Annotated in this window: 19 protein-coding genes; 7 read left to right on the top strand and 12 right to left on the bottom strand. The window is 45.8% G+C overall.

The window, feature by feature from the left end; translation table 11 throughout:
* Window positions 1–157 precede the first annotated feature (157 nt).
* The 5 genes from MKY44_RS05115 to MKY44_RS05095 all read right to left on the bottom strand — a co-directional run bounded on the left by MKY44_RS05115 (window position 158) and on the right by MKY44_RS05095 (window position 6,279).
* On the bottom strand, window positions 158–1,222 hold the full coding sequence (locus tag MKY44_RS05115) for a response regulator (RefSeq protein WP_341006289.1): 1,065 nt from the start codon (window positions 1,220–1,222) through the stop codon (window positions 158–160).
* Entirely contained in the window at window positions 1,219–2,994 is a 1,776-nt protein-coding gene (locus MKY44_RS05110; protein ID WP_341006287.1) for a cache domain-containing sensor histidine kinase, read from the bottom strand. The genes MKY44_RS05115 and MKY44_RS05110 overlap by 4 nt, the downstream gene beginning before the upstream one ends.
* Before the next feature lie 227 nt (window positions 2,995–3,221).
* Window positions 3,222–4,112 carry a hypothetical protein gene (locus tag MKY44_RS05105; RefSeq protein ID WP_341006286.1) on the bottom strand — a complete coding sequence of 297 codons (891 nt, stop codon included), beginning with the start codon at window positions 4,110–4,112 and terminating at the stop codon, window positions 3,222–3,224.
* A 265-nt stretch (window positions 4,113–4,377) separates the two neighbouring features.
* Entirely contained in the window at window positions 4,378–5,109 is a 732-nt protein-coding gene (locus tag MKY44_RS05100; protein ID WP_341006285.1) for a nuclease-related domain-containing protein, read from the bottom strand.
* A 276-nt stretch (window positions 5,110–5,385) separates the two neighbouring features.
* Window positions 5,386–6,279 (bottom strand): NAD(P)-dependent oxidoreductase, encoded by an 894-nt coding sequence (locus MKY44_RS05095; RefSeq protein ID WP_341006284.1) that lies wholly within the window; start codon window positions 6,277–6,279, stop codon window positions 5,386–5,388.
* Window positions 6,280–6,474: 195 nt separating this feature from the next.
* Here MKY44_RS05095 and MKY44_RS05090 point away from each other — a divergent pair, with 195 nt between their 5' ends.
* The 4 genes from MKY44_RS05090 (at window position 6,475) to MKY44_RS05075 (ending at window position 11,439) form a co-directional block, all read left to right on the top strand.
* Window positions 6,475–7,596, top strand: coding sequence for a GerAB/ArcD/ProY family transporter (locus MKY44_RS05090; RefSeq protein ID WP_341006281.1), 1,122 nt, complete (start codon window positions 6,475–6,477; stop codon window positions 7,594–7,596).
* Window positions 7,568–9,070, top strand: a complete 1,503-nt coding sequence (locus tag MKY44_RS05085) for a spore germination protein (protein WP_341006279.1) — start codon at window positions 7,568–7,570, stop codon at window positions 9,068–9,070. Before MKY44_RS05090 ends, MKY44_RS05085 begins: the two co-directional genes overlap by 29 nt.
* Complete coding sequence (locus tag MKY44_RS05080) at window positions 9,067–10,230, top strand: Ger(x)C family spore germination protein (protein WP_341006278.1); 1,164 nt, start codon at window positions 9,067–9,069, stop codon at window positions 10,228–10,230. Before MKY44_RS05085 ends, MKY44_RS05080 begins: the two co-directional genes overlap by 4 nt.
* A 672-nt stretch (window positions 10,231–10,902) precedes the next feature.
* Entirely contained in the window at window positions 10,903–11,439 is a 537-nt protein-coding gene (locus MKY44_RS05075; protein ID WP_341006276.1) for a hypothetical protein, read from the top strand.
* 103 nt (window positions 11,440–11,542) lie between these two features.
* Here the strand turns inward: MKY44_RS05075 and MKY44_RS05070 are convergent, their stop codons facing one another.
* Both MKY44_RS05070 and MKY44_RS05065 read right to left on the bottom strand, forming a co-directional pair.
* On the bottom strand, window positions 11,543–11,824 hold the full coding sequence (locus tag MKY44_RS05070; protein ID WP_341006274.1) for a hypothetical protein: 282 nt from the start codon (window positions 11,822–11,824) through the stop codon (window positions 11,543–11,545).
* Window positions 11,825–12,054: 230 nt separating this feature from the next.
* Entirely contained in the window at window positions 12,055–13,353 is a 1,299-nt protein-coding gene (locus MKY44_RS05065) for a galactokinase (RefSeq protein ID WP_341006272.1), read from the bottom strand.
* Window positions 13,354–13,628: 275 nt separating this feature from the next.
* Here MKY44_RS05065 and MKY44_RS05060 point away from each other — a divergent pair, with 275 nt between their 5' ends.
* The 3 genes from MKY44_RS05060 to MKY44_RS05050 are packed head-to-tail and all read left to right on the top strand — an operon-like array spanning window position 13,629 to window position 16,631.
* Complete coding sequence (locus tag MKY44_RS05060) at window positions 13,629–14,885, top strand: MFS transporter (RefSeq protein WP_341006270.1); 1,257 nt, start codon at window positions 13,629–13,631, stop codon at window positions 14,883–14,885.
* Between the two features lie 59 nt (window positions 14,886–14,944).
* A complete protein-coding gene (locus MKY44_RS05055; RefSeq protein ID WP_341006268.1) occupies window positions 14,945–15,871 on the top strand; it encodes a DUF2268 domain-containing protein in 927 nt (308 codons plus the stop codon).
* Window positions 15,846–16,631, top strand: coding sequence for a MerR family transcriptional regulator (locus MKY44_RS05050; protein WP_341006267.1), 786 nt, complete (start codon window positions 15,846–15,848; stop codon window positions 16,629–16,631). The genes MKY44_RS05055 and MKY44_RS05050 overlap by 26 nt, the downstream gene beginning before the upstream one ends.
* A 356-nt stretch (window positions 16,632–16,987) precedes the next feature.
* Here the strand turns inward: MKY44_RS05050 and MKY44_RS05045 are convergent, their stop codons facing one another.
* The 5 genes from MKY44_RS05045 to MKY44_RS05025 form a co-directional block, all read right to left on the bottom strand.
* Entirely contained in the window at window positions 16,988–17,866 is an 879-nt protein-coding gene (locus MKY44_RS05045) for a hypothetical protein (RefSeq protein WP_341006265.1), read from the bottom strand.
* A 38-nt stretch (window positions 17,867–17,904) separates the two neighbouring features.
* On the bottom strand, window positions 17,905–18,177 hold the full coding sequence (locus MKY44_RS05040) for a hypothetical protein (RefSeq protein WP_341006264.1): 273 nt from the start codon (window positions 18,175–18,177) through the stop codon (window positions 17,905–17,907).
* Window positions 18,178–18,410: 233 nt separating this feature from the next.
* On the bottom strand, window positions 18,411–18,833 hold the full coding sequence (locus tag MKY44_RS05035; RefSeq protein ID WP_341006263.1) for a hypothetical protein: 423 nt from the start codon (window positions 18,831–18,833) through the stop codon (window positions 18,411–18,413).
* 201 nt (window positions 18,834–19,034) lie between these two features.
* A complete protein-coding gene (locus MKY44_RS05030) occupies window positions 19,035–21,479 on the bottom strand; it encodes a DEAD/DEAH box helicase family protein (RefSeq protein WP_341006261.1) in 2,445 nt (814 codons plus the stop codon).
* The gene (locus tag MKY44_RS05025) at window positions 21,463–21,789 is read right to left on the bottom strand and encodes a nucleoside triphosphate pyrophosphohydrolase (RefSeq protein WP_341006259.1); all 327 of its coding nucleotides are present in this window, start codon (window positions 21,787–21,789) and stop codon (window positions 21,463–21,465) included. The genes MKY44_RS05030 and MKY44_RS05025 overlap by 17 nt, the downstream gene beginning before the upstream one ends.
* Between the last annotated feature and the right edge of the window lie 48 nt (window positions 21,790–21,837).

Genomic DNA, 21,837 nt, shown 5'->3' with positions numbered 1-21,837 from the left:
AGCGTAAACATTTGTTATTTAACGATCCTTTTATAATTTTCTACGCAAAAATAACCCCACATGGTGGGGTTGAACTTGGAAACGAACAGATATTAAGAGGAGGTTTCTCTATAATTTTGACCCTGCAGCAGTTCAAGGGGGATTGCTACCGGGCACTTCACTTGGCTACTTGCTTGCGATATTCGCGGGGCGATACCCCCGTCATCTGTTTGAATACAGTTGTAAAATAACTGGAGTTATCGAACCCGGTCAGTTCCGCGATATCTGCCATGCTCTGCCGAGTGCTATGCAGCAGCAGCTTTGCCTTATCAATTCGGCGCTTGCTGACATATTGGCTGAAGCCTTGTCCTGTCTCTTTTTTGAACAAATGGCTCAAGTAGTTGGGTGTCACATGAACATGGGCAGCCACGGCCTGCAACGTGCAGGTGCTGGAATAGTTCATTTCAATATACTGTATAACTCGTGTAACGACATGATCCTGCTGTTCCTGAGTAAGCCGCATCAGCATATCCACCCACTCTTCGCTCTTGCATCTGGCCCAAGCGATGACTTCAGGCATGGTATGAATCCAGAGCAGTGGATCTGGGGCAGTTGAGTCCATCCCACCGGATTCCTGAGGCTGAAGCTGTTGTACCAGCAAGTCTGTCATGACCTTCATAAGCATATGAATCTCCGCTTTGCCTTGTGACAAGCTCATCCCGGACGCTTCTTCTAGCAACATCTCGATCCGATTCATTATCGATCCGAATTGATGGTGGAGCAGCAACGAAGTCAGTTCCTCTCGCAGTCTCTCGGTACGGTCCACCTGGCTGTATTGTTCCCTGATCCGAATGTCGGACTGTTTTCGGCGATATCGTTCATGTGCCTTTTGTAACACCTGACATGCTTCATCAAGCGAGAACGGCTTTAACAAAAATTCAATCGCCCCATACCGGATGGCACGCTGTGCATATTCGAACTCACGATAACCTGTCAAAATGATAATCATAATGTCCAGTCCACTCTCGTGTATACGTTCGGACAAATCTAGACCATCCATCACAGGCATGTTGATGTCCGTAATGATCAGGTCAGGTGTGCAACTGTGTACAGCCTGTATCGCTTCTTCTCCATCGGCCGCTTCCCCAACGACCTCCCACCCGAGGGGGTTATTGCGAACCAGATGAATCAGACCCTGACGAAATAACGCTTCATCATCAACTACGAGCATACGTCCATTCAACAGAACCTACTCCTCTCAGTCACCTGAATTTCCCGGCATGAGTCCTCACCGATCTGATAAGGCAAACGAAGACGTACTAGCGTACCCTCTCCCACAGTCGACTCGATCTGTACACCGTAGGGTTCACCGTGAATCAACTCAATTCTTCGAAGTACACTCCGCATGCCAATGTGCTGACGTTCCTCATCCGCATGTGCCACTGGCGTCATAATGCGTTCAATGACCGATGCGTGCATGCCGCAGCCGTTATCTGAAATTTCAATGATGAGCAGATCCGGCTCTCCTTCATGCCCGTTTTGCCGCGAGCCACGAATCTCCAGATGGCGGTTGTTCCTTTTGTCCGAGAAGGCATGAACAAAAACATTCTCCACGATGGGCTGAAGCAACAGTCGGATCACCTGACAGCGAAGCAATTCAGCAGGAACGGCAATTTCAATCGACAAGGCTTCCTGATACCGGGCCTGCTGAATCTGCAGGTAGTGATCTATTTGCTTCATCTCATCCTGCACGGTCGTCAGTTGCTGCACGGGTTCCAGCGTATACTGCAGCATCTCAGACAAGGCAGTGACCAGGCGAGCCGATTTCTCATCACCAAGCATATAGAACTTCCAGAAAAACATGCTCAGCGTGTTATACAGAAAATGGGGATTCAGCTGGGCCTGGATAGCTTTGAGTTCAGCTTCTTTTTCACTGAGTTCCCGCTCGTACACTTCATGTATAAGCGTATCAATCCGGGAAGCCATTGCATTGAATCGTTCACCGATGAAACCGAGCTCATCCCGTGTCTCGATCCGTACCCGTGTATCGAACTGTCCATCACGCACTCTTTTCATCGCGTTGACTAGACTCGCAAGTGGACGCAACAGTCTGCCGCTAATTACGGTAATGATGAACCAGGAGCATAATATGCTGGCTACCGCAGAGAACACGGCAACTTTTACAATGATCTTTCCCTTGTTCTGAATCTGAGCAAGTGAGACCTTGCTGACCAGGGTGAAGCCCGCTTTGTCTGACGTTTGTTTCGTATACAAGTGGGTTGTTCCCTGCTCGTCCCTGATCTCAGTCGCCCCTAGGCTTAGCTCGGTAAGTGGTGGTGGATCCGCATCCTGATTATGAAAGGCATAAAGAAGCTCACCATCTGCGTCAAACAAGTAGACAGCAACTTCCTCATTCAGTCGCAGATCTTTGAGATACGATTCGAACAACGAGGTGTTAAACAGAATTAACATGACGCCATAGGTCTCCAGATCAACAGACCGCATTAATCGTCCCGCCAGAATCCAATTGGATTGTTCCTCCTGCAAGAAGGCATCCGGCCCCAAACGATTCCAACCATATTCGCCGCCCGTTCCTTCCAGTCTATGAACCATCTCTGCCAGATAGGAAGGATCCATCTGTTGAAATGAGCCAGCAAAGGCGCCGAGATTAAATATGTTTTCCTTCAGATCATATATGCGGAGCCCCATGATCTCCGGTGCATCCAGCCTTACCTGATACAACTGATCATCCAGTTCATCTTCCAGCTTCATCTGATCATAGGACGAGATGCCTGAGGTCTGTGCTTTGATGGCATTTTTTACGGAGGGATTCAGTGTGATATAATCGGTGACTTTATACATGTCGTGTACCCTGGAATCCAGACGTGCAAGAATCTGCTCTGCGGTAAGACTATACTGGCGACTGACCTCTTCATTGAACAGGTCGATATGGATGCGATAGGTGATCAACCCTGTGATTCCGGAGATTAAGACCGTTGCGGTAGATAAAAACAAGATTAGCTTCGTTTTAAATTTAAAGCGTTTACAAAAGTTCATCCACCACATCTTTCACACACCTCACCTATATTCCGTACATGTCTTACTCCTAAAAACATATCATACACCTATTGGAAAAAACCAGAAAAACCCTGACCCCGCTTCAAGCGGTAGTCAGAGTTTGAAGGCATGTGATCCAGACATGTTACCGGGATGATCCAGATTAACTCTGGATCACGGCATTTTTATTCCCCGTAAATATCTTTGATCCGTTCTTCCTCATTCGTAGACAACAGAACATTAAGCAACCCCATGGCATTATTGGCATCGGTTCTCGTCGTCTTATACATCTCGGCAAACGCCGCTTCATCCTGCTCCGGGTCCATCGCAGCAAGCTTGTCCCATGACGTGCGTGCTTTATCGTATAGCGTACTCAACGTGATGTCACGCGGATGCTGTGCAACAGGTGCCATGGATTCAAATTTCGCTGTGACCCTGAAGAAATCCATCGAATCCTGGAACGATGTACTGCTATAATCCTTATTTTTCATCGCATCTTCGGTAATCAGCAGACCTTCACGGGCGATAAACAGCGTTTTCACCATGGCACGCTCCAGATTGGTTGCTTCTTCCCAAGTTATATAAGATTCGTCAGGTGCTTGTACGGTTGTAAAAAAAGGAAAGGCATCATCAATCAACCGCTGCGAATCGGAGTGAATTGGCACCCCTGCATTCATGTCCACAACGGCATCGCTGTAGTTGGCTACATTAATATTTTTGGAACCTTCCTCACTAACCCGACGCACCGGATAATCATTCAGAGGGATACGGATATAACCAAGTTTATCCGCATACTGCTGCTTCAAATCTTCCAGTGTGGAGTCCTTTCCAATCTTGCCGTCGTCAGCTGAAGAAGATTCTTCTGTAGTTGAACCTGTCTCCTCACTCCCATTCAAACCGGTTGCTGCGGTTTCTGTTACAGCAGCATTCGAGCTGCTTGTTTCTGATGAAGCAACTTCTGTACCGGAAGCAGACTCCGGCGATGACGCCTCTTTCGCTCCGCCACCACAAGCTGTCAGAATCGCTGCCAAACTGAACATAACTGTGAACGTCTTTATCGTATAATTCCATTTCATCGTATAATCTTCCCCTATCGTATGTATATTCCTGAGAACCATTAACCTCTGCTTCAAGACTTGAACACCCACTTACAAAAATATCCTTTCATATAACATGCTTGATTCACACAATTGGACATGGTCTACATTCTATCATAAGTTAAAAATCGGTTGTATACGACGATATACCTGTGTCTAAAGCCTTTTACTAATTGCACATTACCGCTCGGACCAACGCAAAAACACTGCCGCCCGTATGGACAACAGTGTTCGTGAAGCGTAATTATTTGATCCCTTTAGCCTTCTCCATATGCTCTGACCGAATCTGAGGATCCGTGGAATTGACCGATGATAACAGAGCGTAGATCGCCTGGATATCCTTCTCTTGAAATACGGTTTCGGGAACCTCACTCTCCAGTCGTTCTGTCTTGCGCTGAATCGTTTCCACCAATTCATGATCGTAGATGATCAGTTCATCCGAATTCACATATCTCACAGCAGGATCAACACTAATGCGGCAACGATTGGTGAAGGTCACCATAGAGACGAGACGTACTCTTTTGTAGTCTCCGAGGTGTGCATGGATGGCTTCCACATGTGCACGATGCTGCATGAGTGGATTGTACATTTTGACCCGGCTGCTGCTGACCGACCAATTGGCCTCTCTTCTTCCACCGCGAATCTCACCTGTCGTCAGATTTCGGGTTTCGATCACAAAGATTGCCCGAGGACCGATTACGACATGATCAATCTGCGAATAACCGGAGCGTGACTTGGGATTGGTAACGAGTAAGTCGTTCAGCACTTTATATTGACTTGGAAGACCAATCAGCTGATCTGCTGTACTAGGCTCCTCCGGCTGGCGTATCCAATCCCCTTCCGTCTTTTTCTTGCGCTTACTACGGACCATACGCGGAGGAATGGTTGTCGTCGATGGTAACGCTGAAGCGGAGGCTGTAATCTGGCTCGCAAGCTCTGGCTGTGTCTTGAACAGAGACAGGATTTTCTTGAACATGGGCAAGCTCCGTTCTATTATAGTGTGGGTTACGGGTGACCATTACAGGAGGAATAACATCCTTTGACACATTCATTATGTAAACTTCTATTACTTATGTCGGATAAAGCGGGGTAAAAATAAAGGGAAAACGATCAAAATCTCTCCAATACGCAAAGTACATATGAACATTTAACCAATTCCGTGACTTTAGACGCATAAACAAACCGCAAAATTAAAAAAAACAGCGCAACCCTTTCCTGAATAGAAAAAGAATACGCTGCTGTTCTCTTGATGTTAAGCCTGAAGATAATAGGTGTAGAGCACCTGAGTACCCTTCTCTTCCAGACCATTATTCGCTATTTCCTGATACAGAGATTCGGCCAGAGCCAGACCAGGCGTTTTCATGCCCATCGCTTTTGCAGACTCCAGTGCAATTCCCATGTCTTTGATAAAATGTTTCACATAGAATCCAGGCTCATAATCGCCTGCGATCATGCGCGGACCGAGATTGCTGAGCGACCAGCTTCCGGCTGCACCGGTAGCAATACTCTTCAGCACGGTCTCCGCGTCCAGACCAGACGTCTTGGCATAGGCGAGTGCTTCGCATACGCCCATCATGCCAGAGGCAATGGCAATCTGGTTGCACATTTTGGTATGCTGCCCGGCTCCTGCCTTGCCTTGCAGCACAATGTTGGTGCCCATCTGCTCAAACAGCGGACGCACGGCTTCAAAGGCCTCCGAACTACCACCAACCATAATGGAAAGCTTGGCGTTCTGCGCTCCGATATCACCGCCCGATACAGGCGCGTCCAGTGCATGCAGTCCTTTGGCTTCCGCAGCTTCAAAGATTCGTGCAGCCAGTAATGGACTGGATGTTGTCATATCAATCAGATATGAACCCGGTTTGGCATTGGCTACGAGACCATCCTCACCGAGATAGATCTCCTCCACATCCTTCGGATACCCTACCATCGTGATGATGACATCACACGCAGCAACCAGTTTGCCTGGTGTGTCATGCCATACGGCACCTTCCTTCACCAATGCTTCTGCTTTGGCAGCAGTTCGCGTGTACACATGCAGTGGATATCCCGCTTGCTGGATGTGCCCAGCCATGCTTTTACCCATCACGCCTGTACCAATAAAGCCAACTTTTGTCTCTCCAGGTGCCTTCGTTGTATTTGTCATCGCAGGTTTCCTCCCTATTTCTCTATGCTTCGCTCAGTGCTTGTCTTCGACATTGCTATATCTGTATGTTAAAGCTTTCTGCGTAGTCCGTCCATATCGCTTGCAGCTTTCTGTGAAAAAATCTGAAAAAGGAATCAACTTCCTGTATGCTGTACAACCTAACGGAAACTTCCTTCATTGGAAAGGAGGATTTCCATGAGTCGTGAAAAAGGTCAAATTACCATTTGGTTGTCCTTTTCCATCATTTTATTAAGTGCCGGATTGGTCTGCCATGTCTTGTCCATCCCAGCAATTCTCGAAGCTGCCGGCAGAGACGGCTGGTTGTCTGTTGTAGCAGCCGCTCCCTTGTTCATGTTGTTTCTATGTATGATGTATATCATCATTCGGCGTGTACGTGGACAGCGGCTAACAGATTGGATTACGCGAGAATTCGGTGCGGTCCCTTCTTGGATCTTCCGAATCTCCGCTTCCATTCTGCTGTTCACGCTTGGCACACATACGTTGTATGAGACAACTAACTGGACCGTGTCCACATATCTTCAATTCACACCACCTTACGTTCTGGCTGGTGGCGGAGCACTGGTTGCCGCGTGGGCAGCGGCTAAAGGCATACGCTCCATTGCGATGACTTCCAGTCTGCTGCTGCCCTTTGTCATTTTGCTTGGTTATTTTGTAATGTCCGCCAATATGAAATATAAAGACTACAGTCTATTGTTCCCGATTATGGAGAACGGCATGGGTCCCGTGTGGCGGGGCATGATCTACTCTCTTGCCGGGCTTATGGAAATCTGGATTCTTATGTTGTTCCAACATGAAGTCAAAGGCAAAATTCGTTGGTGGTATGTTCTGATCCTCGGCGTGTTTATGCTCAGTATGGCGATCGGACCAACCATCGGGGCCATCGTGGAATTCGGTCCTGAAGAAGCAGCCAAACAACGAAACAGTCCCTATGAGCAATGGAAGCTTGTGAATATCGGAAAACTGCTGCAACACGTTGATTTTTTGTCCATCTATCAGTGGCTTAGTGGTTCCTTTGCAAGGGTGGCCATATCCATGTATCTCATCGTGGATCTGCTGAATTTCCGCAGACCAAAGAAACGATATATCGCAATTCTCACGATTACCGTCATCATGAGCTTTATGGCGATGCAATGGTGGCGCATTGATTACGTGGACTATTACGTGGATCATATTCAGTTTCCAGTCATGCTGGCCTATGTCTCAGTCGTTACCGTGATATTAACCATTGCTGCATTAATCCACAAAAAGGACAAGGAGGCTCCCAAACATGTCGATCTCAACCCAACCCAAGAATAATCGTGAAGTTGAACCGTTCCGAATGAACGAGCACAACTTGAATACCTTTTTTGCCGGATCTGATGATGTCATCATCAATAGTCATATGTTCGGAGAACCTCCGATGCAACTCCTTATGACCTATTGCAGCGGTATGGTAGATAGTGAAGCAATCTACGATATTATTCTCCCGGAACTCAAACGAACATATGAAAACACACACTTTATTCGTACATCCGACATTGAAAAGTGCATCAGCCTGGATTGGACCCGAATGGATCTGCAAGATCCGGCATTTGGAACTGAACTGATGTCTCTCCGTGTTTTTGAAGGCCATATGTTGATCTGTATTCCTTCCCTGCAAACCATGTGGAGTATTGATATATCTAACCTCCCTACTCGGACACCGGAGGAATCCACCACCGAAGTTTCGATCCGCGGGGCAAGAGATGGATTCATTGAACCCCTTGCCGTCAATGTTGCCTTGATACGCACCCGACTGCGTACGAACCAACTGGCCTGTAATATCGAACTGATCGGTACACGTTCTGCAACCAAGGTAGCTTTGATGTATATCAAGAATATCGCCAATCCGGATCTGATCGAAGACGTCCAGGATCGGTTGCGCAAGATTGAGACCGAACGTATCTTGACCGCCAATGAACTGGAAGAATTGCTGTCCCCTTCGAAGATTACTTTGTTTCCCGTCACCCATTATACGGGCAGGCCTGACTTTGCTGCAGAATGTCTCCTGAACGGACGTTTTATCCTCATTGTCGACGGCAATCCCAGCGCCATTATTGGGCCAGTCAATCTGTTTCTTTTGCTCAAATCACCGGAAGATGCCAGCTTTCCCTTCTTAGCTGTCAACGTAGGGCGGATGCTGCGCTTTCTTGGCCTGATGATCACCGTGTTCCTGCCCGGCTTTTATATTGCGCTGACCTCATTTCATATGGATCAGATTCCTTTCCCACTGGTTGCCACGATATCGGTAGGGCGGATGGGACTTCCGATGGAATCGGGAGTGGAGATGTTTCTCATTATGCTGCTAATGGAGCTGTTCCGAGAGGCGGGGGTACGTTTACCAAGTGCCATCGGCCAGACATTAACTGTCGTTGGAGGTTTGATCATCGGTGATTCCGCCATTCGAGCCGGCATGGTCTCTCCCCTCATGATTGTCATCATCGCAGTTACCGTCGTAGCTGGTGCAACCATTGTGAATCAGGTCATGACCAGCTCTGTGCTGATCCTGCGGTTCCTTTGTTTTGTCCTGGGGGCATCCCTCGGCATCTATGGGTTCATCCTGTCGTTGATTCTGTTCCTCATCTACCTGACCGATCTCAAATCATTTGGCATTCCGTATCTCACGCCGTTAACACCGCTTCATTTCAAACAAGCGATAGCTTCATTATTCAAACTGCCAAAGGGGTTAGGTAAACGAAGACCGGTCTATCTTGAGACTCAAGAACCGCGTAAGAAAGGAAACGGACGATGAAACACTTGTTACAGCGATGTTTGCTGGGTCTGTTAAGCCTATCGATGTGCGTGATGACAAGTGGATGCTGGAGTGCCTTTGAGATTCAACAGGTGGACTACGCCAAAGCCTTTGGGATTGATTATAAGGACGGCATGTATCACCTGTATGTACAAACGCTGGATTTTGCCAGTGTCGCCAAAAGTGAAAGTTCAACCAAAAGTGCAGATACACCGCCTGTTTGGGTCGGACATGCCGAAGGGAAAACCATGAGCCTTGCGCTGAACGAACTGTTCCGTACGGCTCAATTACACATGGCTTGGGGGCATGTGACAGCCATCGTTATGGCTGAAGGGGTGCTCACCAGCAAACACATCAAAGAAGTGTTCGACATGCTGGGACGATTTCCAGAATCCCGTTATACAACCTGGGTATATGGAACACGCGAGCCTCTGGAGAAAATCCTAAGTGCAACGTCCATCTATAATATGTCGCCACTGGACAGCATTCTTCACAATCCGCTCCCCACGTACATGGAAGAATCGTTGTACCCGCCTGTGCTTAGCTTTAAGCTCATTGCAACACATAATGATCCGGCTACCACGACGTATCTGCCGAGTCTTGCATTGAACGATACCCAGTGGGCTGAGAATGAGAAGAAACATGATTTGTTTCTGGTGGAAGGGGCCTTTTTTGAGAAGACTGGTTATGACTTTGAATACTTTCCACGCAGTCAGCTTCCCGGTTATCACTGGCTAATCAAAGACATGCGGCGGGCCCCCCTACTTGTCCAGAAGGATGGAACGATCTACGGGGCACTTAGTGTAGGATTGCCAAAGATCAAAATTAAACCTGTCATTCATGGAGAAGAGGTCAAGTTCAACATTGACGCCGAATACCTAACTGCCCTTTACGAATACCTGGTGCCCACCTCTTATGAAGAGATGATCCAGATTAGTGAAGTGAAGTTGCGGGAGCAGATCATGCAGACCTATCGTCACGGCCTTGAGCGTGGTGTGGATATTTACGGTCTTCAGGAGAAGCTGTATCGCAAAAATCCGAAACTCTGGCGCAAGTTATCAAACAATGGCAGCAAGATGATGCTTACCGAAGATTCAATTCAAGATCTGAAAATCCACCTCACCATCCCGTATACAGGGAAATATAAACGGAAAGTGTAGGAATAACGTGAAACACCCCTTTGCCCGTCTGGAGCCGGATAAGGGGTGTTTGTGTTTTTTACTTGTTGATAAGAGAAAAATCCATTTTTCTTTAAAAACCAAATGTTAATCCTAAATATTCGACTATGATCCACGTAGCAGGCCAAAGTAATGGAACATGAACAACCCAGTAAGGGGCTTTGAATCGGCCGTTCTCGTAACTAATCCCACAATAGAATATTGCAAATAATACGCCCAAAGGATATGTAAAAAGAATTTTAACTAATATATCACGGGAAGTATCGTATGTATGTGGAAACGGTGCAGCTAGAGACATCCCCAGTCCGAAAAGAGCTATAGGCCAAATTAACAAACTAATTCCATACAAAACTAAAAATAATAATAAATAATTGAACAGCTTCTCATTCTTCCTCTTACGCATGTAACCTCCTGATTTCCTGATCGTATTGCTCAGCTTAATAAGCTTTATCAGAAGATTTTACAGTATATATATGGAAATATAAATACTGCGTTCCTTATTGATTATTAAAAAGACCTCCAACCATCGGCCTTAATACTCCCCTAAGAATTAATAATCCTTAATGCTAGTCACTACTCTTTGCTTTATTTACATGCATAATTACCAATTTACGGCTCATACTACCATAAGTAAATTATTGAAGGAGTGACAGCATGAGGTTAAAAAGTATCATCGCCGTTGGAGCCGTGTTAACCTGCTCAACTCTGTTATGGGGCTGTGGCAATAGCACTGCGAATAATGCTTCCCAGCAACAGAATGACACCGTTCGATCGGAGAGTTGGAGCGATCCCAAACGACTGGAAGCTTCCCATCTTGAAGCGCTTGAGCGTATGGAGAAGGATCACATCCACCGAATGGTTTCGCTTAGCGCAAGTACAGATGGAGACAAAGTGATGACCACACTTGAACGGTCGAGCCAAAAGTTGGAGGAAATGAGACCACTCGCCGAAATGCTCCAACATGAAGGACATCCGGCATTATTACAGCGAATTCAGGACATGTCCGGCGATATCCAAGGTTCCAAATCCGTCATTGCCGAGATGAAAAATCTGCCTCAGGACGGTAAAATTAAGATCCAGTCCGAGAATTCCGATTCTTTGCATCACATCAGCAGCTTCCGTGATTACCACCAGTATATCCAGGGACAAGTGCAATCTTTAGACGGTAAATCTACGCAAATGTCCCACTAACCCTAAAGATAGTTCAGAGAATCGTTACAGTCGGAATACGATAATCCGATGGTTAACGGTTCTTTTTTATAAACTTCATAATGTCTCCCTCTTCGCTACAGCTTCATTCCACCCACAACGATACCCAGATGAACATGCTAAACAGCAAGACTGGTGCCAGTGCGCCTGTGGCTAATATGATCCAAAGTGTCGCGGGTTTGATCTTTTGGCAGTATGCATCGACCTTGCGCATCCGATCTTTGCGCCACTTGGCGAACCTGAGCTGTCTGATCATCCGATTGAGAACGATTTTCCGCTGCTCGCCCTCTTCCACATCTTCAATCGCACGCTGCAACTCCTCGTATAATTGAGTCTCTTCCTGCCCAGTTACTGTAGGTGTAATCATCTGATCCTTCCTCCCCTTGAGAACATTATTGAGATACAGCCTCTCACCTATTCGACCCATCATCAATACGCCTGTATTCTAGTCACTACCCACCTAACTAAACCACTACTTAAATAACACATTACAGACCTTCAAAGTTTGAAGTTTTTTCAAAAAATGAACAACCCAAAAAGCCCGGGCATGGCCCGGACTTCGTAGAATCATGTTAGAACTATTTAACTGAGTGCTATTTAGCTCGCGTTAGCGATCAATGCATTCAGGCATACTGCGCCTTGTGCCCGTACATTAACGACAATAATTGGCGTTTCCAGCATGTCGTGCATCCAGGACATATACTCTTCTACTTTTTCGTTCGGAAGGATCGTCAGAATAACCCCTGCGAATCCACCACCATGAATACGACAAGCGCCATCACCCAGGTTTTGCAGATAATTCTCGGTCAGTGCCAGCGCAATGCCAATCTCCTGTTCCTTCACAGCACCACTCTGATATACATTCTGCAACCACTTCCATGACGAGTTACCGGACGCCGTAATCAGTTTCAGGAAATCAGCAAAACGTCCATCCCGCAACGCCTGAACTTGACCATCGACACGATTGTTTTCTTCCAGGAAATGAAGCGCACGCAACACGGCACGATCGCCAGCAGCTTCACGAACCTTCTTGAGGTTCGCATAGATTGCGTCTGCTGTAATTTCCCGAACATACTCACTGCCCAGTGCTTGAGCAACCGCTCTCATCTCATACGGTACAGCAGCGTAATCTTCCGTCAGATCGGCGTGGTTACCGCCCGTATTGACAATAACCAATGAGTAGCCGTTTTGTTGGAAATCCCACTGAACAGGTTCAATGACAGGTTGTGCTGGGTTTTCAAAATCAATAGCAATGAGTCCGCCGTACGCACAAGCCATCTGATCCAACAGACCGGAAGGTTTATTCCAATAGTGGTTCTCCGCATACTGACCGATTTTAGCCATTGTCACAACATCCAGTGCACCGTCATTATAGAAGTGATTCAAAATCGTACAGATCAACATCTCAAATGAAGCAGAGGAACTCACCCCAGATGCCGAGAACACATTACTGGAGAGATACGCCTGGAAGCCGCCAACCTTATATCCGAATTCTCCAAATCCCGCAGCCATACCGCGAATCAATGCTGTTGTGCCATCGTCTTCTGTATTTGGCGTGAGGTCCGTGAGATCGATTACATAATTCTTGTCATAACCTTCTGAGTAAAACGTAATAACCGACTCCGCAGTTGGCGCTGCCACTGCAATCGTATCCAGCGTAATGCTGCCCGCCAGCACTTTACCATGGTTATGATCCGTGTGATTACCGCCAATCTCGCTACGTCCTGACGCGCTGAACAACTTGCTTCCTTCTTGTGCGCCAAAGTACTCTTCGAACGTTGCGTTCAGCTTTGTGTAACGTGAGGTCTGTTCCTCTACTTGTGATTGTCCATACATCTGGGCTAGCAATGCTTGGCCCTCCGTGGATTGGATCAGATTCAATGGTTGTGTCGTCATTAATAATCCTCCTATGGATATGCAGCTTTTATTTTTAGACTGTTGGTGAACATGGTTGTCGCATCTGTTTCATACCTTATTCCTCTCCCATTATCTCAGCTTCGTAGCGGAAAAGGTAGGGTAGAATTGAAAGTTTGTAAGCGTTTTGTGAAGTTATTTGTTGTAAAAATAGGATTGAAAACCATTTTAGAATAACTTAAATTTGTTTAAGTGAAAACACATTATTTTCCAAACTTAATGTTACTATGCTATACATCTTATTGGAGGAGGGAACGATGAAAATCAAGTCAAACTATACCAAGTTATTCGGTGCATTTTCGCTTACATTTTTGGGTGATGGACTTACACTTGCTGCGGTTCCTTGGCTCATATCAACCCTTACAAGCGATACGCTGTATGCCTCTGTCACCATGACGGCACTTCGTTTACCCTGGCTACTATTCAGTCTTCCTGTAGGTGTCCTCATCGACCGTTACTCACGCAAACATATGCTGATTGGCGCAGGCTTAACGCGAATGATCCTTCTGCTAGCCCTGACGTTATGCATCTGGGGAGGATGGGTGAGCATTCCGCTTCTGGCTCTGTTCATGTTTGGTATTGGCCTGAGCCGAGTTGTATTCGACAGTACGGTGCTGACAGTCATCCCTCAACTGGTAGATGAGAGTAAATTGGAGAAAGCGAATGGGCAGTTCACCGCCGGACAGTTAATCACGAGTGATATTCTGGGCGTTGCCCTGGGAGGGTTTATTATCACCCTGCATATTGTTTTTCCTTTTGCCATAGACGCCGTAACGGCTGTTATTGCTCTACTCTTTTTGATCAGTTTGAAGGGAAACTTCTATCCAGGGGATACGGAAACAACCAAGAAAGAAGTTCGCCCGATGAACAATTGGAAACGCGAGATGTGGTCCGGTATTCAATATGTCTATCATGATCGTTTTCTCCGCGGATTAGCCCTTTTATCTGTCACAGTTACGCTGATGTATTCGATCATTCTGGCTACTCAGATCTTTTTTGTACGAGATGTGCTTCAGCTGGATGCCTTTGCATTCGGTATTCTCATCTCCATTGCAACAATCGGCAGCATTGTAGGAAGCCAGGCTGTTGCATATATGCGTAAGAAATGGAGTACAAAACAATTGATTATTTCCTCCATTCTGTGCATGGGAATCATCTACGGTGTGGTGGGTCTAACTACAAATGCGTATATGGTAGGCGGACTGTACTTCTGTGCTGCATTTTTCATTATTGTCTACAATGTTACCCGTTCCTCCATCCTGCAACGCTCCGTTCCTAATGAGATGCTCGGCCGGGTCGGAAGTGTGTTTCGCTTTTTGTCCTTTGGAATTAGTGCCATCGGTACGCTTCTCGGCGGGTTATTGGTGCGGGTTAGTGAAACGACATTTGATCGCGTATTCTCGCTGCAACTCCCCTACCTCTTGTTAAGCCTGATCTACATCCTGTCTGCTCTGATATTCGCACTGAAGATGAAGAATCACTCAGAGAGCCAGCAGCGTAACATCAACGCTTGACTGTGACGTTAGGTCATACTTGATAATGATCTCAAGCTTACATGAAGGAGAGATTAAGGATGAAGATTACCGCGTTACGTTCAGATCAAATCTATGAGGAGATCATACAGGCTGCACCCGATGAGAAATTGGAGTTATACCGCGAGCGGATGATGGGTCCTTTTATGAACAAATGGAACATTCAACAGATTCCGTTTCGCTCTCATGAGCCTCACGGCTTCGACGTGATTATGATGAATAACTTTATGAATATCGCTCCCGCAGATATCACACCTGAGATTAACGAATCGTTAGCAGCAATCTCGTCTGAAGCGTTTTGGCAACAGTGTCATGAAGCTGTTCGTACGAGTCTATCCACCTTTACAGAGCACGGGATTGAGCTTTCGGTCTACGAATATCTATATACGATTTTATTAGGCGACAAGAATAGCCCTTCACTCAACATGAACGAAGGCATCAGCGGAGATGGCGGAATCCCGGGTTATATTATTGCGAACCTGATCCCCAATGGGTATACTCTACCTCGTATGCAATCCGTGTTGGCCCATGAATGCAATCATAACGTGAGGTATCAATATATCCAGTGGAATCCACAGATTACGCTTGGCGAGATGGTCGTTAGCGAGGGGTTGGCTGAGAGCTTTGCGACATCCCTGTATGGAGAAGGGTTGCTAGGCCCATGGGTAACCAAAACGGATATGGAGACATTGAATAACGTAATTAAACCGAAGATGAAAGATCAGCTGCATGTCACAGGATTTGACCAGATTAATCCGTTTCTATACGGCGATGAACTTGCCATAATGCAAAATTTCACTCCTGTAGGTATGCCCTATGCGGCTGGCTATGCCTGCGGTTATCACTTAATCCAATATTATCTGAACAAAACAGGTACACCGATTACCGAAGCCACCATCACTCCGGCAAGTGTCATCCTTGCTGAAACAAAGGAATTTTGGAATGAAGACACCCTATTTCACCGTTAAAGATATTATTCAGATTACTGGCATCACCAAACGCGCATTACATTATTATGATAAAACGGATCTATTGAAACCGAGCAAAGTCGAGGACAACGGCTATCGCTATTATGATCAAGAGGCACTGGGGAATCTGCAAATGATTCTGTTGTTCAAAGAAATGAATTTCTCATTAAAAGACATTGCCGCCATGATGCAACTTTCGAAAGAAGAACAGAAAGATATCCTAAGAAAGCACCGCAGCACACTCGTTCAACGCAAACAAAAGCTCGAAACCATCATCCATCAATTGGATGAGTATGTAGATGGGACGGATATCTCTCATCTTCATCTGTTTGACGACTCTTCCATCCTGTCTATTGAAGAACAATATGAATCCGAGGCGAAGTTCATCTACGGAGATACCGAGAAATATCAGGAATTCGAAGCTAATGTGAGCGAGCTGTCTGCGGAAGAGCAAGAACAAGCCTACCAGCAGTTCTCGGTCAATATGGAGCAGGTATTTCGGGAGTTGGCGAAACATCAGGATCTATCTCCTGCTTCTGGTGAGGTGCAAGCGTTAGTGCGTGAATGGAAGAATTGTCTGGAACAGTTTATGGTCTGTGATGATGAGATTTTGAGGTGTATCGCTGAAGCCTATACGACGGATCGCCGCTATGCGGGTTATTTCGATCAGTTTGGTAATGGAGATTTTTTGAGGTTTTTGTATGAAGCGATTAAGGTTTATGTGGAGGATGGGGAAAGACCTTTGAAACCCGTTTCCTAGAAATAGGTTGGTTTCAAAGGTCTTGAGTTTTATAATATAGCCAGTTACGGCCACCCGTTTATTGAATCGTCGACACTTGCGCGGATATCGAAACGTTGCCATCAGTCACCACCACATCATTGAAGAAAGGTTCAAAGAATGAAACGGGCACATACCTTATGCCCTTCTGGGTCTGGACAGGCCTGATGCTGTCGATCTCCTTGAGCATATAATATGCAGGTTCAATCGACTATCTATCCGATCTAAACCAAGGACATCACAAACAGCGGTTCTCTACCGACCCTAGAAGGTCAAAGAACCGCTGCCTGCATAATTATTGCTGTTTAATCATTCATTTATACATGATTTGATTCTAATTATAGGTTTTGGAGATATACATTGTAGGCTCCTATAATACATAAATCATCCCAACTTCTTCCGTCCCCTTCAGTTCGTAAATACACCCACGAAGATCCACCTGTACGATAATTATTAACCTTTGCATTGACAATCGTTTGTTTAGATACTAAGCCTACTTTACCCTGGGAACGAACCTCAAGGTTATAATCTTTAAACTGAGCAAACACATCCCCACTAATAAGCGATGTAATAGCATTTGCTACAACTGTAGAGCCGAGTGCCGTTATTATAGCCAAAACTATTGCAGTACCGGTTAAGATACTAGCCAGTGCTCCGACGATAATAGATACAGAAGTACCCACACTAAAATTTAACGTATAAGTATCGCCATATCTAGTTGTGAAGTCACCATACAAATATCCATACTGCCCAATACCAGAATTATATGCAGATCTTAAGAGATTTTGAGATTGAGCAGACTGAATGGATTGTTCATTTTCATTTATACTATTACTCTCAGTTGATTTAATGGTTACATGATCTTCAATTTTGTATTCCTCTACAACTACTCCATTTTTTAATTGCTTAATCGTTCCAGTTCTTTTATCAGTTATGGCTCTGTCTAGCTCAACTCCATTTTGTGTAGCGATTACAGTTACTGTATCTTTCTCCTCTGTTACGTCATAAATTATCGGAGACTCTCCGTTTTCTGGATTTAATTGAAATGTACTTGCTTCTGATCCGTCACTTAATAAAGTTTGATTTTCTAAAGTGAAATTTTGTATATCATTCACTTCAGTACCAGAATCTTTTGCGCTACTTGTACCGACAAAAATCAAATTAAAAACAAGAACAAGGGGAAGTGCTGCTGTAATAAACTTTACTATTCTTTTCATGAGTCCTCCTACTTATAACTAGATAGTTTTGCGTAATTTCAAGTTACAAACCATAGACAAACTAACGGTCCAATTGTTAAACATGCTGTGATAAAGCAAATTTGCAGTCCTACGATACGTTCTTCAAGTTTTTGTTTGGAGAAAAACATCCATAAAGAAAGAAAACAAGCTGCTAACGGAAGAGATATAATTCCTGTGAACGTATCTGGCTGAATGATATTATTGATAATCGACTTACCAACAATAATCAATACGATTAATTCAAGAAAGGATAATAGAACAAATATAGTTGCAATTTTTTTCTTCATCATGAGGGCCTTCTTTCTAGATGTGATTGCTGACACGAATCTTTTGTAATTACACTCAACTCCTCAATTGGGATTTGTTTACTATTAAAGCCTAACACACAAAATTTAGTGTGTTAACACGATATTCAAAATTCATTATAATTAAGCCATATGTCTTAGGTATTATTTCATATTTCGACAAATTACTCACTTTTATTACCTATGTACTCCAACCTACTGAACAAATATAATAAGCGTCATGAAATACCTACACAATCAATTTTAACTTCAGCTCGGATGTTTCTTTTTATGCCAGCTGTGTCCCATGCGTCCATATAGAAATTCCAACTATTTTTACCGAATCCGTTATCGTATTCTACATAACCAGTTAAAGCTAATGTTTTATTGTTACCTGTGAAAAATTTCTTTGAGACCGAAAAGACTGATACGTCCCCTTTATTTTGAATATATGTTATATTATTGTTTAAAACTGAGTTTTCTTTTAAATATTGTGTATCTTCCTCAGAAAATGGTTCGTTCACTTCATACTTATCTAGTATATTTTGTATTGACCTCTTAAAAATTATTATGAAAGGGGTTTCAACAATGCATATTGTGTGGAATAATATTCTTATTCTCGTTGTTAGCCTTCTTATCTTAGCTGGACTAGTTTCTGGCACAATCTACTTTTTAATAAAAAACAGGTCTAAATAGTTAAGTTCCCCTATTCGAATAATATAAGTGAACTACAAAAAGTTAATTTCAAGTAAGCAAAAAGCGTACCGTTATTCCACTGGTACGCTTTTTTGCTTTTTCTTCTTGGTAAATTTTTATTTGCCAAGTAAAATTTCAGATTGACTGACTGTATAAGAGCTTCTTCTCTACTTACCTGTCCCCCGCTCAAAATACGCATGCAAACGATACTGACAAATCGCCTTTGTCCAACGATACAGTAACGCCTTTTCCTCCGCACCCTTCACCTGCACATTCAGCGAGAACACGCCATCCTCGAATCGCGTCATGCTGCCCTTCGCTCCACTCCACTTGGACATGGGCATTTCAATTATCAACTTCTCAATCTCCGTTGCCGTCTTCTCATTCCATTCCCATAGCGCAAGTTTACCTTTATCCGAAAAGTCCTTCCGTTTTCGGTACTCCTTCTCCGTCAGGTACGTATGGAAGAACCTTGCTATCTCCCCCGGCGTGATTGGGTCCATCCAGTGGACTTCACCTCGCTCCAGCATGTACAGCAGCACGATCATTTTGTAGCTTTTGTTCATGAGTGTCTTCTCCACATCACGTAGCCACGCCTCATGGCGGACGTACACCTCTCCCTCAGTCGGGGACAGGAGCTCCGCCCAATAGAGAAATCCAACATAGGAGCCAAATTCGTTTCGGTACCCGATACTCTTCGAACGTCCCATCAGATGCAGCTCCAGATACGTCGGAATACGCCCCAACTCTCGCTTCACATCCAGAAAATCCTGATGAAGCTTCTCGCGACGCGGCAGCCGTTTGCGGCTTAGTTCCTGAAGTAGGTTCACCACCTTCGTCTCCAGATGAATTCCACAGGTAGCCGGAACTTCCGGCACAGCCGAATCCATCGTTTTTCCGCTTTGTTCCTCATCTCCGTGTACGTCCAGAAGACTCAGCTTCACATCCGCATTCCGGTAGTTTCCGATCAGGTCGATGATGACACAATGTGATTTGCCTTCCGCCAGCCGCAGACCACGCCCCACCTGCTGTGTAAACACCGTGAGCGACTCGGTTGGACGCACGAACAATAGCGTATCCACACGTGGAATATCCGTTCCTTCGTTGAACAGATCCACCGTCAGCACAACCTCCAGCTCACCCGCATCAAGCTGCCAAATGGCTTCCTCCCGCGACATGTCCGTTGTACGCGAATGCAAACTAAGTACCTTAACGCCCTGATTTCGGAAATACGCAGCTAAAAAGTCTGCCTGCCGGATCGAAGAGCAAAAGCCAATCGTTCTCGTCTGCTTGTGCCGGACCCAGGCTGCATAGATCGTCTCTACGTGCTCCTCTTGCAATTGAACGGCCATGAGCTGTTCCTCATCATACTTTGTCCCGATCCAACGAATCTGCGAATAATCCGTATCGTCGAATACCCCGTAATATTGAAATGGCGCCAGCCAACCTCGCCGGATCGCTTCAATAAAGTGCATCTGGTACGCCACATTCCCATCACAGAGCGCATACACATCCTTGCCATCCAGCCGATCCGGGGTAGCCGTGATGCCCAGAAGGAACTTCGGCTGAAAATGCTCAATCACCGACATATATGTCTTCGCCGCCGCATGATGAAATTCGTCCACCACGATCAGATCAAATGCATCGACGGCAAACACATCCCGATGCTTCTGCATACTCAGCGTAAAGATCGAAGCATACACACAATCCGCCGCCCCATCCTTATACTGCCCGTTATAGATCCCATGACTGCGCTCCGGCATGATCCGTTGAAAAGACTTCTTCGCCTGGAACAAAATCTCTTCCCGATGCGCCACAAACAACACCCGCTGGAACCGCTGGGCGAAGAAGCCCGCCAGATACGTTTTGCCAAGCCCGGTCGCCATAACGACCATCGCCTTGTCGTACTGCTCCTCCATCGTGCCATGAAGTGCTTCGAGGGCATCCAACTGTGCAAAGCGCGGTTGAATCGGCACCAGCGACAGCTCAGCGGTTTCTTCCTCTTTGTCCTCCGGTAAACCTGTGCCATATTCCGCTTCTTCCATCTCCGTGATGCGCTGGATCATCTCCGGGTTCTTCTGGTGATATTTGCGGTACTCTTCCTCATACAGTTCAATCGAATCCGGGTTCACCGGCAGGGTTGTCTCGTGGTAGAAGCTCTGCATGAACTTGTCCAACGCCATCTGAAACGTATACGGCTCCGCCTCCGCATTCATCGCGAGATTCCATTCATAACCCGTCCTCAGCGCAGTGAACGAAAAGTTCGATGAACCAACGATCAGCAGTCCTTCCCCGTTGTCGTGATCGAACAGATACGCTTTCGGGTGAAAAGAAGTGCCCATACTTCGCCACAGCCGTGTCTCAATTCGTGGATCAACCTCACACAGTGCCCGTAAGCCCTCCGGCTGTGTGATATACAGATAGTCTCCCGCAAGCATCCGTACTTCTGCCCCACGCTCCGCCGCCCGCTTTAAGTGCGGGGCCAGCAGTCTCACCCCGGACTGCATAATAAAGGACGTCATAATATAAATCCCGGATGCATGCTGCATCCGGGCAATCAGTTCGTCTGCCAAGTTATCTGTAATGAGTTTAACGTTAAGCTTTGTCGACATCGATCAGATACACTCTCTCCTGAAATCCACCGCGTGTCTCAGCCTTGTCCGCCCGCAGCTTATCAAGCTGTGCCGCATTGGCACCGTGTACCTCTGCCAGCGCCCGGATCACTTCGAGCATGTCAGCCAGTTCTTCTAGGGCTTCCTGATCACTCGCTGCACTCATGTATTCTTCCGATTCTTCACTCAGCTTTGTTTTTAATTCTTGCTTATATTCCTCCGGGTCCAGAATGCGTGTGCGGCATTCCTTACCGCTGGATGTGATAATATGCGGAATCTTGTCCCGCACCAATTTGTTGTATGTAGGCATGTGGTATAACATCCTTTCTGCTGTGAGGGCCTTCAAGCCTTGGCGCCA

Source organism: Paenibacillus sp. FSL R7-0026 (genome assembly GCF_038004485.1).
Lineage (GTDB): Bacteria > Bacillota > Bacilli > Paenibacillales > Paenibacillaceae > Paenibacillus > Paenibacillus xylanexedens_A.
Note: the sequence above shows the minus strand (reverse complement) of the source record. Positions and strands in the feature narration are given on the sequence as shown.